Source organism: Aeromonas sp. FDAARGOS 1407 (genome assembly GCF_019048725.1).
GTDB lineage: Bacteria > Pseudomonadota > Gammaproteobacteria > Enterobacterales > Aeromonadaceae > Aeromonas > Aeromonas enteropelogenes.
Map to the genome: position 1 here is coordinate 966,377 of NZ_CP077399.1, position 16,124 is coordinate 982,500.

At 61.3% G+C, this 16,124-nt stretch carries 15 protein-coding genes (1 of these 15 cut by a window edge); 6 read left to right on the forward strand and 9 right to left on the reverse strand.

Features of this window, described 5'->3' with window-relative positions:
• Nucleotides 1-2: 2 nt before the first annotated feature.
• Nucleotides 3-926: a glycine--tRNA ligase subunit alpha gene (gene glyQ, locus I6L37_RS04590; protein ID WP_005339464.1), complete on the reverse strand. Its 924-nt coding sequence runs from the start codon at nt 924-926 to the stop codon at nt 3-5.
• Nucleotides 927-1,135: 209 nt separating this feature from the next.
• Here glyQ and I6L37_RS04595 point away from each other — a divergent pair, with 209 nt between their 5' ends.
• Both I6L37_RS04595 and I6L37_RS04600 read left to right on the forward strand, forming a co-directional pair.
• Nucleotides 1,136-1,732, forward strand: a complete 597-nt coding sequence (locus I6L37_RS04595; RefSeq protein ID WP_216993382.1) for a DNA-3-methyladenine glycosylase I — start codon at nt 1,136-1,138, stop codon at nt 1,730-1,732.
• Nucleotides 1,733-1,877: 145 nt separating this feature from the next.
• Nucleotides 1,878-2,534, forward strand: coding sequence for an OmpA family lipoprotein (locus tag I6L37_RS04600; protein WP_124239956.1), 657 nt, complete (start codon nt 1,878-1,880; stop codon nt 2,532-2,534).
• Between the two features lie 117 nt (nt 2,535-2,651).
• On the opposite strand, the gene I6L37_RS04605 is transcribed toward I6L37_RS04600, so the two are convergent.
• Both I6L37_RS04605 and tusA read right to left on the reverse strand, forming a co-directional pair.
• Nucleotides 2,652-2,999, reverse strand: a complete 348-nt coding sequence (locus I6L37_RS04605) for a RidA family protein (protein ID WP_216993383.1) — start codon at nt 2,997-2,999, stop codon at nt 2,652-2,654.
• Between the two features lie 20 nt (nt 3,000-3,019).
• A complete protein-coding gene (gene tusA, locus I6L37_RS04610; protein ID WP_026456802.1) occupies nt 3,020-3,265 on the reverse strand; it encodes a sulfurtransferase TusA in 246 nt (81 codons plus the stop codon).
• 169 nt (nt 3,266-3,434) lie between these two features.
• On the opposite strand from tusA, the gene I6L37_RS04615 reads away from it, so the two are divergent.
• Nucleotides 3,435-3,626 (forward strand): hypothetical protein, encoded by a 192-nt coding sequence (locus I6L37_RS04615; protein ID WP_026456803.1) that lies wholly within the window; start codon nt 3,435-3,437, stop codon nt 3,624-3,626.
• Between the two features lie 69 nt (nt 3,627-3,695).
• Here I6L37_RS04615 and I6L37_RS04620 read toward each other — a convergent pair whose 3' ends face one another.
• The 6 genes from I6L37_RS04620 to I6L37_RS04645 form a co-directional block, all read right to left on the reverse strand.
• Entirely contained in the window at nt 3,696-4,934 is a 1,239-nt protein-coding gene (locus I6L37_RS04620) for an ABC transporter substrate-binding protein (protein WP_216993384.1), read from the reverse strand.
• Nucleotides 4,935-4,941: 7 nt separating this feature from the next.
• Entirely contained in the window at nt 4,942-6,384 is a 1,443-nt protein-coding gene (locus tag I6L37_RS04625) for an ATP-binding protein (protein ID WP_042027102.1), read from the reverse strand.
• A gap of 51 nt (nt 6,385-6,435) precedes the next feature.
• The gene (locus I6L37_RS04630; protein ID WP_042073435.1) at nt 6,436-7,158 is read right to left on the reverse strand and encodes a response regulator; all 723 of its coding nucleotides are present in this window, start codon (nt 7,156-7,158) and stop codon (nt 6,436-6,438) included.
• Nucleotides 7,159-7,426: 268 nt separating this feature from the next.
• On the reverse strand, nt 7,427-8,611 hold the full coding sequence (fadA, locus tag I6L37_RS04635) for an acetyl-CoA C-acyltransferase FadA (RefSeq protein WP_216993385.1): 1,185 nt from the start codon (nt 8,609-8,611) through the stop codon (nt 7,427-7,429).
• Nucleotides 8,612-10,759, reverse strand: a complete 2,148-nt coding sequence (gene fadB / locus I6L37_RS04640; protein WP_216993386.1) for a fatty acid oxidation complex subunit alpha FadB — start codon at nt 10,757-10,759, stop codon at nt 8,612-8,614.
• 203 nt (nt 10,760-10,962) lie between these two features.
• Nucleotides 10,963-12,900 (reverse strand): acetoacetate--CoA ligase, encoded by a 1,938-nt coding sequence (locus I6L37_RS04645; protein ID WP_216993387.1) that lies wholly within the window; start codon nt 12,898-12,900, stop codon nt 10,963-10,965.
• Between the two features lie 191 nt (nt 12,901-13,091).
• Here I6L37_RS04645 and pepQ point away from each other — a divergent pair, with 191 nt between their 5' ends.
• The 3 genes in view from pepQ to I6L37_RS04660 are tightly spaced (at most 36 nt apart) and all read left to right on the forward strand, a layout consistent with a single transcriptional unit that may run on beyond the window.
• Nucleotides 13,092-14,414: a Xaa-Pro dipeptidase gene (pepQ, locus tag I6L37_RS04650; protein ID WP_216993388.1), complete on the forward strand. Its 1,323-nt coding sequence runs from the start codon at nt 13,092-13,094 to the stop codon at nt 14,412-14,414.
• Nucleotides 14,414-15,031, forward strand: a complete 618-nt coding sequence (locus I6L37_RS04655; protein WP_216993389.1) for an IMPACT family protein — start codon at nt 14,414-14,416, stop codon at nt 15,029-15,031. Before pepQ ends, I6L37_RS04655 begins: the two co-directional genes overlap by 1 nt.
• A gap of 36 nt (nt 15,032-15,067) precedes the next feature.
• Nucleotides 15,068-16,124, forward strand: the 5' portion of a protein-coding gene (locus tag I6L37_RS04660) for a TrkH family potassium uptake protein (RefSeq protein ID WP_061476969.1). It continues 401 nt past the right edge of the window; only the first 1,057 of its 1,458 coding nucleotides appear in the window; its start codon is at nt 15,068-15,070; its stop codon lies beyond the right edge, outside the window.

Here is a 16,124-nt window from a genome sequence, read left to right on the forward strand (position 1 = left end):
CCTTAACCTTGCTTGTTCTCACTGCGCTGACACATCGGGAAGCCCAGCGCTTCGCGGGAGGCGTAGTATGCCTCTGCCACGGCCTTGGTCAGGGTGCGAATGCGCAGGATGTAGCGCTGACGCTCGGTGACCGAGATGGCCTTGCGGGCATCCAGCAGGTTGAAGGAGTGAGCGGCTTTGAGGATGCGCTCGTAGGCAGGCAGCGGCAGCGGTTTTTCCAGTGCCAGCAGGTTCTGGGCTTCCTTCTCGTACTGCTCGAAGCAGTGGAACAGGAACTCCACATCGGCGTGTTCGAAGTTGTAGGTGGATTGCTCCACTTCGTTCTGGTGGAACACGTCGCCGTAGGTGGTCTTGCCCAGCGGGCCGTCAGACCAGACCAGATCGTAGACGCTGTCCACGCCCTGGATGTACATGGCCAGACGCTCGAGACCATAGGTGATCTCGCCGGTGACCGGCTTGCACTCGAGGCCGCCAACCTGCTGGAAGTAGGTGAACTGGGTCACTTCCATGCCGTTCAGCCACACTTCCCAACCCAGACCCCAGGCACCCAGGGTCGGGTTTTCCCAGTTGTCTTCCACGAAGCGGATGTCGTGGATCTCGGGATCCATACCCAGCTCTTTCAGGGAGCCCAGATAGAGTTCCTGAATGTTGTCGGGGGAAGGCTTGATGATCACCTGGAACTGGTAGTAGTGCTGCAGGCGGTTCGGGTTTTCACCGTAGCGGCCGTCAGTCGGACGGCGGGACGGTTGCACGTAGGCGCAGGCGATGGGCTCCGGGCCCAGGGCACGCAGACAGGTCATGGGGTGAGAAGTACCGGCACCCACTTCCATATCCAGCGGCTGAATGATGGTACAGCCCTGGCGGGACCAATAGTCCTGCAGCTGCAGGATCAGGCCCTGAAAGGTTTTGACATCGAATTTTTGCATAATTTTTTTCGCGCGAAATGAAATCAGAGCAAGATTTGCTGAATGTGAACCGAAGGAGTATACCGTCTGGCATGGTCGGATAATAGGCGAAATTACAGCGGATTAATGTGATGACGCTGCGCCGGGCCTGGGCGAGAGGGGTTGTCGGCACTCCCACGCCCGGGTTGGCATCGACCCCGGGGATTGGATGAAATGACAGGAGAGAGGGAATGGAGTTGCGTTGCGCCTGGGTGACCAAAGACCCGGAATACATTGAATACCATGACAAGCAGTGGGGAAGGCCGGTCCATGACTCGCGCGAGCTGTTTGCCAAGCTCTGCCTCGACGGCCAGCAGGCGGGGCTGTCGTGGATCACCATCCTGAAGCGCACCGAGAGCTACCATCGCGCCTATGCGGATTTTGATCCGGTGCGCATCGCGCAGTTCGACGAGCAGGACGTGGAGCGGCTGATGCAGGATACCGGCATCATCCGCAACCGGCTCAAGGTGCAGTCGATCATCAAAAACGCCCGCGCCTATCTGGCGCTGGAGGTCGAAGGCATCGACTTTGTCGATTATCTGTGGGGCTTCGTGGGTGGCGCCCCCATCGTCAACCAGCGCCAGGGCAACGGCGACATTCCGGCGACCTCAGCGGAGTCGGATGCCATGTCGAAGGCGCTCAAGAAGCGCGGCTTCACCTTCGTCGGCAGCACCATCTGCTACGCCTTCATGCAGGCGGTGGGGATGGTGAACGATCATCTGGTGACCTGCCCCTGCCACGCCGAGTGCCAGCAGGTGATGAGGCCCGCTGATCAGGTCCGCGGGTAGCCAGCCGCGTGGTGGCCTCACTCGGTTTCGTATAAAAAAACAGCACTCTCGCCAGCCGTTCAGGTCTGCGTCAGACAATGGCGCGATGGCACGCTACAATCCGGCCCCCGGCATGGTGCCGGATTGTTTTTACAGAGGTTTTTTCATGCGAGCCAAGATTCTGGTGCCAGCTCTGGCGCTGACCGTTGCCCTGAGCGGCTGTACTACCAACCCCTATACCGGTGAATCCCAGACTTCCAAGGGCGCCTGGGGCGCGCTGGCGGGTGCGGCGGCCGGGGCGGCCGTGGGGGCACTCTCCTCCAGCAAGGGCGATCGCAAGAAGGGCATTTTGACCGGCGTGGCCGCCGGCGCCGCCTTGGGCGGTGGTATCGGTTACTACATGGACGTACAGGAAGCCAAGCTGCGCGAGAAGTTGCAGGGCACCGGTGTCAGCGTGACCCGCAACGGTGATCAGCTGATCCTCAACATGCCGAACAACGTCACCTTCGACAGCTCCAGTGCCCAGCTGAAAGCGGCCGGTGCCAACACCCTGTCCGGCGTGGCCATGGTGGTCTCCGAGTTCGACAAGACCCGCCTGAACGTGGTCGGTCACACCGACAGCACCGGCTCCCGCGAGCTGAACATGCGTCTCTCCCGCGAGCGTGCCGACGCCGTCGCCGCCCAGCTGATCGGCCAGGGCGTGAGCGGTAGCCGCATCTCCACCTACGGCGTGGGTCCGGATCAGCCGATCGCCACCAACAGCACGGCCGCAGGCAAGGCTCAGAACCGCCGGGTGACCATCACCCTGACCCCGATCGGTTAAGCGGTCCGGTTGTCGTCTACGAAAAGGCCCCGCCAGCGATGGCGGGGCCTTTTGTTATCCAGTGGCCGGATGGGCGGCCCGGCGGATACTGTGTCGTCGGGTCAATGTCGTCCCGGATCAGATCGCAGCGGTCAGCTGCACTTCCACCTTGTAGCCTTCATGGGCCAGGCGGGCCTGGACGCAGGCGCGAACGGGGGCGGTACCTGCCGGGATCCAGGCATCCCACTGCTCGTTGAAGGCGGCGATGTCAGCGATGTCTTTGAGATAGATGTTGGCCATCAGGATCTTGTCGACGCCGGAGCCGTTGGCTTCCAGCAGGCGTTGCAGGCTCTCAAGCACCTCGCGGGTCTGCTGGTGGATGTCGGCCTCTTCGCTGGCAGGTACTTCCACCACATAGAGGGTGCCGTTATGGATGACCACGTCTGACCAACGCTGGGTCGTGCCGATACGGGTAATGGTTGTCATGGTGTGCTCCTGTGCAGGATTCACTGACCCTTGCGGATCAGATAGCGATAGGGGGCCTGTTCTGTCTCGCTGGCGATCAGGGTGTGATCCATGAAGCGGCAGAAGCTGGGAATGTCGCGGGTGGTTGAGGGATCATCGGCACTGACCAGCAGGGTCTCGCCCTCGGCCATCAGGCGTACTTTTTTGCGCACCATCATCACGGGTTCCGGACAACGGAGCCCGATCGCGTCCAACTCATGGTTTGCGTCGCAGAATAAATCACTCATCTCTTGTTAACCTTCAACCAATTCGGCTGCCAATGATACTCAGGGCTAAAAAATAAGCAAATTATCGGCCTTTTCTTGGCACATGTAACTGAAATGTTGTCACGGGCCTACCCACCTTGCGCCGGATGAGTAATATAAAAATTGCACCATATTCAACAAGGAGGTGAATATGCAAGTCTCCTACGGCAGATTGCAGGCCTACGCAGGCATGGGGTTCTTGTCTTTCGCCATGATAGTGATGGGCAGCCCGATCGGGAACACAGGCACCTGGTTCGGTTCTCTGGTGATGGTTGGATTGGGGCTCTGGATCGAGCTCAGCGATTACTACGACGAAGATGAGGACGAGAACGATCAACCTTGAACCTGATGCAGGGTTCACCACAAAGGCGGAGCAATTCCGCCTTTGTCATTTCCGCCGTCCGGTGGTTTATCAGCGGGTCGAGCGCATGGCCCGCTCCAGATGCTGCGCCGTCAGCTGCGGGTTGGCTCTGGGGTCGTTGAAGAAGTTGCTCAGCACATCGAAGATTGCCTGGCGCATGTTGGTGGAGGTGGCCATCCCCTCCGCCATGCTGGGCAGCAGGTTGTGCTGTTTCTCGGCTTGCAGGAAGTCCTGATAGGAGCGCACCGCGCAGCGATCGAACTTGCTCATGTCCGGGTTGACCAGTGCCGGGATCGAACCCTTGACCCGGTTGAACTCCTGCTGGAAGGAGGGGGTCATCAGCAGGCTGGCCAGCTCGCCCTGGGCCTGCAGCTGGGCCGGATCCCGCTGCTTGAACATGGCGATGGAGTCCAGGTTGTAGCTGAACAGTCCCTCGCTGCCCGGGCTTGGCAGGCAGGCCACATCCTCGCCAGGCCGGTAGTTGCCGGCGCTCAGTTCCCCCTTGACCCAGTCCCCCATCACTTGCATGGCGGCGCCACCGCTCTCCAGCAAGTTGGTGGCCTGGTGCCACTTCAGTCCGGCGTATTTCTCCGGCACATAGGCGCGCAGCTGCTGGAAGCGGGTCAACACCTTCACCATCACGGGGCCGGTCAGGGTGTCATTATCCTGTTCGATAAAGGCCTTGCGGTAGAACTCCTTGCCCCCTTCACCGAGTGCCACCGTTTCGAACAGTACCGCCAGCTGCCAGGGTTCGTTGCCAATGGCCAGCGGGGTGATCCCGCGCTTTTTGAGCCGTTCTGCGACCGCCACAAACTGGGCCCAGTCGGTGGGTGGGGTGAGCTGGTACTTGTCGAAAATCTTGCGGTTGAGCCATAGCCAGTTGACCCGGTGGATGCCGGTGGGCACCGCCATCAGGGCGCCGTTCTGGCTGAGGGTCTCCCGCACCATGGGGGGCATGCTGTCATACCAGCCGAGGTGCTCGGCCATGGGGGAGAGATCGCGCAGGAAGCCGAGACCGGCCCACTCCTTGAGCTCGAATCCCTTGAGGTGGGCCGCCTCCGGCGGATTGGCCGCCAGCGCCCGGCTTTTCAGCACCGTCATGGCGCTCTTGCCGCCCCCCCCCTGTACCGCGAAGTCGTTCCACTCGTTGCCCTTGGCGATCCACTCGGATTTGAGCACTTCGACTGCTTTTGCCTCGCCCCCGGATGTCCACCAGTGCAGCACCTCCACCTGGGAGGCGTAGGCAGAACCGGACAACAGAGCAAACAGAGTGAGGGGAAGCCACTTCATGGGAGTACTACCTTGGCAGGGAGAGGGTGGCCTGCAGGCCGCCTTGCGGACGATTTTCCAGCACCAGATCGCCGCCGTGGGCATGGGCGATGTTGCGGGCAATGCCGAGCCCGAGGCCGGTCCCTGCCTGATCCGTGCTGAGTCGGTAATAGGGCTCGAAGATGCGTTCGAACTGATCTTCCGGCAGTCCGGGGCCCTCATCCATGATGAAGAGGATTAGCATCTCCTCGTCGTCCATGATGATGATGCGCACCTTCTGGCCATATTTGATGCCGTTGTCCACCAGGTTGCCGATGCAGCGCTTGAGGGCCAGCAGCTTGCCACGATAAGGCCATTTGCAGTGCCCTTCTATGGTCAGCCGCTCGTCGTGCAGGTTCATCGACTCGGCCATCTGCTCCAGCAGGGCGTTGATGTCGATCTCTTCGATGTTCTCGTGGATGTCGGTCTCTTTCACCGTCTGCAGCGCCCCCTTGACCATCAGCTCCAGCTCGTCGAGATCCTTGTTGAACTTGCCGATCTGGACTTCGTCGTCCAGCAGCTCGACCCGCAGCCGCAGCCGGGTGATGGGGGTCTTGAGGTCGTGGGAGATGGAGCTGAACAACCGCTCCCGGTCATCGATATAGCGCCGGATGCGGTGCTGCATGATGTTGAAGGCGCGGGTGGCGGCGACGATCTCGGAGGCGCCTTCCTCCCGAAGGGGTGGCTGGTCGATATCCTTGCCGAGGTTGACCGCCGCCTTGGCGAGGCGGCGCAGGGGCCGGGTCTGCCAGCGCACCAGCATGAAGGTAAAGAAGCAGAGGAACACTGTCATCAGGGCGATGAAGCGCACCTGGTTGCTCGGCATGACGGTGTCATCCAGCGTCATGTAAGGGGCCGGCAACAGGGCTGCCAGATAGAGCCACTCGCCCGGCTCTATCTCGATCTGGGTCACCAGCACCGGGGGGTTGATGGGTTCCAGCGACAGGGTATAGCGGGCCCAGGAGGAGGGCAGATCCGCCAGCAGGGTGTCGTTGTTGAAGACGTGGAGATCTTCGGGCCGGGAGAAATCCACCTTGATCGCCATGGCGTCGGAGAGCTTGCGGCTCAGCACCCCTTCGACCTCCTGCAGCACCAGCATCTTGCGCTCGCTGTCGGGGATGGCGCTGATGTGGATCTCCTCCTCGTTCAGGGAAACGAAGAAGCGGCTGCCCCCCATGTTGCGCAGCTGGTCCAGGGCGATGTGGCGATACTGCAGCGGCAGCGACTTGAAGAAGTTGACGGTGGAGGCGGCCGATAGCGCCAGGTTGCGGGTGGTGCTGAGCATCCCCTCCAGCTCCCGCTTCTGGATCTGTTGCATCCAGATGCCGGTGAGAATGGTTTGGGAGAGCAGGATCGCCAGCAGCAACAGCAGCAGCATCCGCGATAGCAGGGAGCGGGGCACCAGTATCCCCCAGGACCATTTATTGGTCATGGCCGTTCGTGCCTGTGGTTGATCAGCATGCTGTTGCTACCTGTCTGCTCTTCATGGGAGCTCGTGAACCTCGGCGATCAGCATGTAGCCGCTGCCGCGGATGGTCTTGATGATGCGCGGGCTCTTGCCGTTGTCACCCAGCTTCTGGCGCAGCCGGCTGATCTGTACGTCGATGCCGCGCTCCATCGGCAGGCTCTCGCGGCCACGGGTCGCATCGGAGATGGTGTCGCGGTCGAGCACCACGCCGGGTTGCTGCAGGAACATGCCGAGCAGCATGGCATCGCTGCCGGAGAGATCCAGCAGGCTGCCATCCTCGTGGGTCAGCTGGTGGCTCAGGGTGTCCAGGGTCCACTCGGCAAAACGCAGCCGGCGGCTAGGTTCTTTCTCTTTCTCCGGCTGGCGGAATTCGGCGCGGCGCAGCAGCGCCTTGATGCGGGCTTGCAGCTCGCGCGGGCTGAACGGCTTGGCGATGTAGTCGTCGGCACCGAGTTCGAGACCGATCACCCGATCCGCCTCGTCGGAGGCCGCCGTCAGCATGATGATAGGAACCTGGGAGTCGCGACGGATCTGCTGGCAGAGGGTAAAGCCGTCGTCGCCGGGCATCATGATGTCCAGAATGATCAGGTCCGGGCTGTGCTGGGCGAGTTGCTGGCGCATCTCGTTGCCCTCCGCTGCGGTCAATACCTCGAAGCCTGCCCGGGTCAGGTACTCGTTGAGCAGCTCGCGGATCTCTTGGTCGTCATCGACGATCAGCAGTTGTTTGCTCATTGACATATGTATGTGCATCCACCCATTTTTTTGTGCAGATTGAACCTGTCGGGGGAGCAAAAAGCAAGCAAGCCCCCCATCTAATGTGAGGTTAGGGGCAATATCCGCGGGTCGGGAAGAGGAAAACAAAAAAAGGCCGACCCAAACGGGACGGCCCATAACCAGTTTCTGACGTCAGGTCGCCACCCCGTGTGGCGGCGACCACAGATCTGAAAAGGGGCCAGTCAAACTGGCCCCGAAAGGGACAACGTTCAGTAGTACAAGGATGCCGGTATTACACCCGCTCGAACACGGTGGCGATGCCCTGACCCAGACCGATGCACATGGTGGCGACCCCCAGGGTGGCGTCCTTCTCCTCCATCAGATTGATCAGGGTGGTGGAGATGCGGGCTCCGGAGCAGCCCAGGGGGTGACCCAGGGCGATAGCACCGCCATTCAGGTTTACCTTCTCGTCCACCAGGTCTTGCAGACCCAAATCCTTCACACAGGGCAGGGACTGGGCGGCAAACGCCTCGTTCAGCTCGAACAAGTCGATGTCGCCGACGGTCAGGCCGGCACGCTTGAGCGCCTTCTGGGTTGCCGGCACCGGGCCGTAACCCATGATGGCGGCGTCGCAGCCGGCGATGGCCATGGCTCGTACCTTGGCGCGGGGCGTGAGGCCGAGCGCCTTGGCGCGATCCGCACTCATCACCAGCATGGCGGCGGCGCCATCGGACAGGGCCGAGGAGCTGCCCGCGGTGACGGTACCGTTGACCGGGTCGAACACAGGGCGCAGCTGGCTCAGGGTGTCGACTGTGGTCTCGGGGCGGATCACCTCGTCATAGTCGTAGAAGAAGCGGGCGCCGCTGGCGTCGTGCCCTTCCAGCCCGACGATCTCCCTGGCGAAGCGACCCTCCACCGTGGCGGCGTGGGCACGGCGGTGGGAGCGGGCCGCAAACTCGTCCTGCTGTTGACGGCTGATGCCGTGCAGCTTGCCGAGCATCTCGGCGGTCAGCCCCATCATGCCGGAGGCTTTGGCCACCGACTTGGCCATGCCGGGGTGGAAGTCCACCCCGTGGCTCATGGGCACGTGACCCATGTGCTCGACGCCACCGATGATGAAGATGTCGCCGTCACCCACCTGGATGGCGCGGGAGGCATCGTGCAGCGCCTGCATGGAGGAGCCGCACAGGCGGTTGACGGTGACCGCCCCCACCTGTTTCGGGATGCCGGCCAGCAGGGCGGCGTTGCGGGCGATGTTGAAGCCCTGCTCCAGGGTCTGCTGCACGCAGCCCCAGTAGATATCCTCGATCTCGTTCGGGTCGAGGTTGGGGTTGCGCAGCAGGATGGACTTCATCAGGTGCGCGGACAAGTCTTCTGCACGCACGTTGCGGAAGGCGCCACCCTTGGACCGGCCCATGGGGGTCCGGATACAGTCGACAATGACTACGTCTTTCATGAATGGATCTCCTTTCCGCAATCAGTAGAAGGTTTTGCCCTGGGCGGCCATCTCACGCAGCTTGTCGCTGACATGGTAGAGGGGGCCCAAATCGGCATACTGGTCGGCCATGGCGACATAGCGATCCAGACCGATAGTGTCCAGATAGCGGAACACGCCGCCGCGGAAGGGAGGGAAGCCCAGACCGTAGACCAGCGCGATATCGGCTTCGGCTGGCGTGGCAACTATGCCCTCTTCCAGACAGAGCACCACCTCGTTGATCATCGGGATCATCATGCGGGCGATGATGGCCTCCTTGTCGAAATCCTGTTTCGGCTTGGCGATGGGGGTCAGCAGCTCGTAGCTGGCGGCGTCGGCCACCTTCTTCGGCTTGCCCTTCTTGTCGGCCTCGTAGGCGTAGAAGCCCTTGCCATTCTTCTGACCGAAGCGGCTCGCCTCATACATCACGTCGATGGCGGTGCGGCCTTCCTTGGTCATGCGGGCCGGGAAACCCTGCGCCATCACATCACCGGCATGGTGGCCGGTGTCGATGCCGACTACGTCCAGCAGGTAGGCGGGGCCCATGGGCCAGCCAAACTCCTTCTCCATCACCTTGTCGACGGCGGCGAAGTCGGCGCCGTCGGCAACCAGCTTGTTGAAGCCGAAGAAGTAGGGGAACAGCACGCGGTTGACGAAGAAGCCCGGGCAGTCGTTGACCACCACAGGTGACTTGCCCATGGCGGCGGCGTAGGCCACCACGCGATTGATGGTGTCGTCCGAGGTTTGCTCGCCGCGGATGATCTCCACCAGTGGCATGCGGTGCACCGGGTTGAAGAAGTGCATGCCGCAGAAGTTCTCGGGGCGCTTCAGGCTCTTGGCCAGCAGGGAGATGGGGATGGTTGAGGTGTTGCTGGCGAGCACGGCGTCATCGCCGATCACGCCTTCCACTTCACTCAGCACGGCCGCCTTCACTTTCGGGTTTTCGACCACGGCCTCGACCACCAGATCCACATGCTTGACGTTGTCATAGCTGAGGGTCGGCGTGATGGCGGAGAGCACCTGGCCCATCTTGATGCCGTCGATGCGACCCTTTTCGAGCTGGCCGTTAAGCAGCTTGGTGGCCTCATTCATGCCGAGCGCCAGCGCCTTCTCGTTAATGTCCTTCATCACCGCCGGGATGCCCTTGCTGGCGGACTGGTAGGCGATGCCGCCCCCCATGATGCCGGCACCCAGCACGGCGGCATGGCCGGTGGCCTTGTTCGCCTGCTTGGCGGCCTTCTTGGCCAGCGCCTTGATGTGCTGATCGTTGAGGAAAATGCCGACCAGCGCCTTGGCCACGTCGGTTTTCGCCAGCTTGATGAAGGTGGCGGCCTCGGCGGCCAGCGCCTCGTCCCGACCCATACCGGCGGCGGCTTCCACCGTCTTCACGGCGGCCATCGGTGCCGGATAGTGTTTGCCCGCCACGGCGGCAACCATGCCGGCGGCGGTGGAGAAGCTCATCATGGCTTCCAGTTTGGAGAGGCGCAGCGGGGCCTTCTTGGCGGCGCGGCGGCCCTGCCAGTCCAGCTTGCCCGCGATGGCGTCCTTGATCATCTGCACGGCGGCGCTCTGCAGCGCATCCGGGGCGACCACGGCATCGATGGCGCCGACCTTGAGAGCGTCATCGGCACGGACATCCTTGCCAGTGGTGATCCACTCCAGCGCGTTGTCGGCGCCGATCACTCGCGGCAGGCGGACGGTGCCGCCAAAGCCGGGCATGATGCCGAGCTTGGTCTCGGGCAGGCCGATCTTGGCTGTAGTGTCAGCCAGCCGGAAGTCGGTGGAGAGGATGGTTTCGCAGCCGCCGCCCAGGGCGTGGCCCTTGATGGCGGACAGGGTCGGCACTGGCAGATCCTCGATGGCATTGAAGATGTCGTTGGCCTTTTTCAGCCAGCCGAGCAGATCTTCCTGCGGCAGATCGAACAGTTCCAAGAATTCGGTGATATCGGCGCCGACGATGAAGGCGTCTTTGCCGGAGGTGAGGATCAGACCTTTTAGTTCACGTTCTTGTTGTAATGCGGCGATCGCTTCGCTCAGGGAGAGCAGGGTGGCGCGATCCAGCTTGTTGACTGAACCCGGTGCGTCGAACCTGAGTTCGGCAATGCCGTCTTCCAGGTAGCTGACCGACAGGGTTTCGCCTTGGTAGATCATGAGAGTGTCTCCTTGTTCCCACACAGTGGGGCGTGGTGCTCCTTTATCCCCAGCAGGGGGCGAGGCTCACTATTGATCCAAAAGGAGACATTTTCAACACCTATTTAAAACATTTGTTTAACAGTTTTTGTGGGGCGGCTCGCCATCACAAAACGGATAAAAAACAGGCGCCTTGCGGCGCCTGTTGTGAACTGAGATTTTTGTCAGCTGGCCAGCTCTACCCGATTGCGGTACTGGTTCAACACCTCGGGATCGGCGAGGGCGTGGGTGTTGTTGACGGGGCGGTTGTGCACCACTTCCCGTACCGCCAGCTCCACTATCTTGCCGGACTTGGTGCGGGGGATGGCGTCTACCTGCAGGATGCGGGCGGGCACGTGACGGGCGGTGCAGTGCTGGCGGATCTGCTGGCGAATGCGTTCGCGCAGGGCATCATCCAACTTGAGGCCAGCCCTGAGCTTGACGAACAGCACCACTCGCTCATCCTGTTGCCACTGCTGGCCGATGACGATGCTCTCCTCCACCTCGTCGAGTTGCTCGACGTAGCGGTAGATCTCGCTGGTGCCGATGCGCACGCCCCCTGGGTTGAGGGTGGCGTCGGAGCGGCCGTAGAAGAGGATGCCGCCGGTCGCGGTCAGTTCAATCCAGTCGCCGTGACACCAGATGTTGTCGAAGCGATCGAAATAGGCTGCGTGGTATTTTTCGCCGCTCTCATCCCCCCAGAAGCCGATGGGCTGGGCCGGGAAGGGCTTGGTGCAGACCAGCTCGCCCTTTTCACCCTGCACTGGCTGGCCCGCCTCGTTGAACACCTGGACCGCGAGGCCGAGGCCGCGTCCCTGGCTCTCGCCGCGATAGACGGGGCTCAAGGGATTGCCGATGACGAAGCAGGAGCAGATGTCGGTGCCGCCGGAGATGGAGCACAGTTGTACATTTGTTTTGATCTGCTCATAGACGTAGTCGAACCCCTCCGGCGATAGCACGGAACCTGTGCTGCAAATCAGCCGCAACTGCGGCAACTTGTGGGTCTTGATCGGGGCATAGCCCTGCTTGTGCAGCGCATCGAGATACTTGGCGGAGGTGCCGAACAGGGCAACCTCTTCGTCGAGGGCGAGATCCCACAGCACGTTGCCATCCGGGTAGAAGGGAGAGCCGTCGTAGAGCACCAGGGTGGCGCCGGAGGCCAGCGCGCTCACCAGCCAGTTCCACATCATCCAGCCGCAGGTGGTGAAATAGAAGATGCGCTCCCCCGGCTTGATGTCGCAGTGCAGCTGGTGTTCTTTCAAATGCTGCAGCAGGGTGCCGCCGATGCCGTGCACGATGCACTTGGGCTTGCCGGTGGTACCTGACGAATAGAGGATATAGAGCGGATCGTTGAAGGCCATGGGCTCGAACTGCAGACCCGCATCCGGCTGACTGGCCAGGATCTGGCGCCAGTCGTGGCCCAGTTGCAGGGGGTGGTCCAGCAGGGGGATCAACACAGTCTGCTCTATGCTGTCGAGCTGTCCGATGACCCCCGCCACCTTATCCTGGATGTCGATGGCCTTGCCGTTATAGCGATAGCCATCCACCGCAAACAGTACTCTGGGCCGGGTCTGACCGAAGCGCTCCACCACACTGGCCTCGCCAAAATCCGGGCTGGTGGAGGTCCAGATTGCCCCCAGGCTGGTGGTCGCCAGCATGGCCACCACGGTTTCCGGGATATTGGGCAGATAGGCCGCTATCACATCGCCACGGCCTATGCCCTGGCTGCGCAGCCACTGGGCCAGCCGGGCAACCTGATCTGCCAGCTCGCGCCAGCTCAGGGTGCGACTGGCGCCTCCTTCGATGCGAGAGATGATGGCCGGGCTGTCATCTTGGCGGCGCAACAGGTTTTCGGCAAAGTTGAGCCGGCTGTCGGGAAACCAGCGGGTGCGCTGCATATCCTGGCGGTTCTCCGCCACTATGTTGCCGAGCTCCCCCTTGACGCCACAATGCTGCCACACCAGCGGCCAGAAACGGGTCGTCTTCTCCACCGACCATTGATAGAGCTGGGGATAGTCCTGTAGCTGCAGGCCATGGAAGCGATTGACCTCGGCCATAAAGCGATAGAGGTTGGATTGCTGCATCCTGAGCGGATCCGGTTGCCACAGGCAGAGGTTGTCCATGAGTGATCCCTGACTTCATGTTATCTACCGGCAGTGTATTGAATTGTTCCTCATTTGTTAATTATTGGTTTCCTGTTGATAACAAACGTTTTGTAACGTATGCGTTACCTCACGAAGCGGCAGCGTGACGGGTCGAGCCTCACCGTGCATGATGTTATGCTGCAATCACATTCATCTCGGAGCAGGACGCCATGAGCAGCTACAGCCAACTTTTTGCCCAGCACCTCGACACTTTGCAGCAGCGCACCCGCGACATACTGCAACAGCAGGGGCTCAGCGGGCTGGCCATCCACTCCGGCCAGACGCATCGCATCTTCCTCGACGATCAGGATTACCCCTTCAAGGTGAACCCGCACTTCAAGGCCTGGTTGCCAGTGCTGGACAACCCCCACTGCTGGTTGCTGGTGGATGGCGTGAGCAAGCCGGTGTTGCTGTTTTATCGCCCGGTGGATTTCTGGCACAAGGTAGCGGACCTGCCCAATGCCTTCTGGGTCGACTTCTTCGAGATCCGCTTCCTCACCCGACCTGAGCAGGTGGCGGATCATCTGCCTGCCGACAAGCAGGAGTGGGCCTATCTGGGCGGACATCTCGAGGTGGCCGGCTTGCTGGGGCTGACCCAGCCCAATCCGGAGGCGGTCCTCAACTATCTGCATTATCACCGCGCCTACAAGACGGACTACGAGCTGGAGTGCCTGCGTGAGGCGAACCGGATCGGGGTGCGCGGCCATATCGCGGCCAAGGACTCCTTCATGGCGGGGGCAAGCGAGTTCGAGATCAACCTGGCCTATATGAAGGCGGTCGGGCAGGGGGCCAATGAGGCGCCCTACGGCAATATCGTCGCCATCAACCGCAATGCGGCCATTTTGCACTACACCCACCTTTCCGCCCTGCGGGTGCCGGATGCCGAGCGTTACTCCTTCCTCATCGATGCCGGCGTCGACTTTCATGGCTATGCCTCCGACATTACCCGTACCTGGGCGTGGCGCCGTGGCGAGTTTGCCGACCTTATTGCCGCGCTGGATGTGCAGCAGCAGGAAATCATCAAGGAAATCAAGCCTGGTCGCCGTTACAGCGAGCTGCACCTGCTGATGCACCACAAGCTGGCGCGCCTGCTGCAGGCCACCGAGCTGGTGGACATGTCGGTGGACGAGATGATCAACACAGGGGTGACCAATGTCTTCTTCCCCCATGGCCTCGGTCACTTCCTCGGTCTGCAGGTGCACGATGCCGGTGGCTTCATGCAGGACGAACGTGGCACTCATCTGGCGGCGCCCGAGCTGTTCCCCTATCTGCGCTGTACCCGGGTGATGGAGGTGGGCCAGGTGTTCACTATCGAACCGGGGCTCTACTTTATCGACACCCTACTGGAGCCGCTGCGCCAAGGCGAACAGGGCAAACGGGTCAATTGGAACAAGGTGGAAGCGCTGCGCCCGTTTGGTGGCATCCGCATCGAAGATAACGTGGTGCTGCACTCAGACGGGGTGGAGAACATGACCAGACAAGCAGGGCTCTGATGGCGGTTGCCTATTCCATCCCGGCAGCACCGCTGGAGCTTAGCGAAGAGATCAAGAAGAGCCGCTTCATCACCCTGATCGCCCATACCCCGACGGTGGAGGCGGCCAAGGCGTGGGTGAACGAGGTCAAACGACAACACCCAGCGGCCCGTCACCACTGCTGGGCCTTTGTCGCGGGCGCCCCACAAGACAGCCAGGTCTATGGCTTCAGCGATGATGGTGAGCCCTCGGGGACGGCGGGCAAACCTATCCTGGCCCAGCTGATGGGCTCCGGACTTGGCGAAATCTGCGCCGTGGTGGTGCGCTACTACGGCGGGATCCAGCTTGGCACCGGCGGTCTGGTCAAGGCCTATGGCGGTGGCGTCGGAACCGCCCTCAAGCAGCTGACCACTTTACTCAAGGTACCGCGCACCCCTTCTATCATCCACTGTGATTACGGTGATATGGGAGTGGTCGAGGCTCTGGTTGGCAACTACGGTGGCGAGGTGCTGGCGGCCGAGTATGGTCAACAGGTCTCCCTGCAGGTGGCCTGGGAATCGTCCGTCTGGGCTCAGGTCGATCGGGAATTGACCGATCGGACTCATGGGCGGGTATCCCTTGGCCCCTTAGATGGCTAGAATCCATCGCTCTTTGATTCTTGATAGGGAGCAGGAATGCACATCCTGAGCATTATCCGCATTGTTGGCCTGCTGGTGGCGCTGTTCAGCTCGACCATGTTGTTGCCAGCGCTGGTGGCGTTTGGCTATCGGGATGGGGGCGGTTCTGAATTTGTCAGTGCCTTTGTGATTGCCCTGCTGCTCGGGGTGGCACTCTGGTTTCCCAATCGTCATCACAAGCGGGAACTGGGCTCCAGAGAGGGATTCCTCATCGTGGTGCTGTTCTGGACCGTGCTTGGCAGCGTCGGTGCTCTGCCCTTTATGCTGGGTGATGTGCCTGACATGTCGGTTTCAGAGGCCTTTTTCGAATCCTTTTCCGGGTTGACGACCACAGGGGCAACCGTGCTGACCGGGCTCGATGAGCTGCCCAAGGCGTTCCTGTTCTATCGCCAGCTGCTGCAATGGTTGGGGGGGATGGGGATCATCGTGTTGGCGGTTGCCATACTGCCGCTGCTGGGGATCGGGGGCATGCAGCTCTACCGTGCCGAGATCCCGGGGCCGGTCAAGGACAACAAGGTGACCCCGCGCATCGCCGAGACGGCCAAGGCGCTCTGGTATATCTACCTGTTCATCACCACTGTCTGTGCCCTGGCATTCTGGGCCGCAGGGATGACGCTGTTCGATGCCATCTGCCACTCGTTCGCGACCGTGGCGATCGGTGGATTCTCGACCCACGATGCCAGCATGGGCTACTTCAACAGCTCGACCATCAACCTCATTACGGTGATCTTTCTGTTGATCGCTGGGGTGAATTTCACTCTGCACTTTGCGGCCTTCACCCATCGGCCATTGCGGATCGGTGTCTATCTTCGGGATCCCGAAGTGAAGGTCTTCCTTGCCATCCAGCTGGCTTTGACGCTGGTCTGCTTCCTGGTGTTGATGGCACACGGCAACTACGACAGCTGGAAGGAAACACTGGATCATGCGCTATTCCAGTCTGTCTCCATCGCTACGACGGCGGGCTTCAGTACGGCAGGATTTGCCGAATGGCCGTTGTTCCTGCCGGTACTGCTGATGTTCTCCTCGTTTGTGGGGGGCTGCGCCGGGAGTACCG

Excerpts from the sequence above, each read along its gene's own strand:
- glyQ (WP_005339464.1), bottom strand. The coding sequence starts at position 926 with ATGCAAAAATTCGATGTCAAAACCTTTCAGGGCCTGATCCTGCAGCTG.
- I6L37_RS04605 (WP_216993383.1), bottom strand. The coding sequence starts at position 2,999 with ATGACAACCATTACCCGTATCGGCACGACCCAGCGTTGGTCAGACGTG.
- I6L37_RS04600 (WP_124239956.1), top strand. The coding sequence starts at position 1,878 with ATGCGAGCCAAGATTCTGGTGCCAGCTCTGGCGCTGACCGTTGCCCTG.
- I6L37_RS04645 (WP_216993387.1), bottom strand. The coding sequence starts at position 12,900 with ATGGACAACCTCTGCCTGTGGCAACCGGATCCGCTCAGGATGCAGCAA.
- I6L37_RS04615 (WP_026456803.1), top strand. The coding sequence starts at position 3,435 with ATGCAAGTCTCCTACGGCAGATTGCAGGCCTACGCAGGCATGGGGTTC.
- I6L37_RS04620 (WP_216993384.1), bottom strand. The coding sequence starts at position 4,934 with ATGAAGTGGCTTCCCCTCACTCTGTTTGCTCTGTTGTCCGGTTCTGCC.
- pepQ (WP_216993388.1), top strand. The coding sequence starts at position 13,092 with ATGAGCAGCTACAGCCAACTTTTTGCCCAGCACCTCGACACTTTGCAG.
- I6L37_RS04625 (WP_042027102.1), bottom strand. The coding sequence starts at position 6,384 with ATGACCAATAAATGGTCCTGGGGGATACTGGTGCCCCGCTCCCTGCTA.
- I6L37_RS04595 (WP_216993382.1), top strand. The coding sequence starts at position 1,136 with ATGGAGTTGCGTTGCGCCTGGGTGACCAAAGACCCGGAATACATTGAA.
- I6L37_RS04655 (WP_216993389.1), top strand. The coding sequence starts at position 14,414 with ATGGCGGTTGCCTATTCCATCCCGGCAGCACCGCTGGAGCTTAGCGAA.
- I6L37_RS04630 (WP_042073435.1), bottom strand. The coding sequence starts at position 7,158 with ATGTCAATGAGCAAACAACTGCTGATCGTCGATGACGACCAAGAGATC.
- tusA (WP_026456802.1), bottom strand. The coding sequence starts at position 3,265 with ATGAGTGATTTATTCTGCGACGCAAACCATGAGTTGGACGCGATCGGG.
- fadB (WP_216993386.1), bottom strand. The coding sequence starts at position 10,759 with ATGATCTACCAAGGCGAAACCCTGTCGGTCAGCTACCTGGAAGACGGC.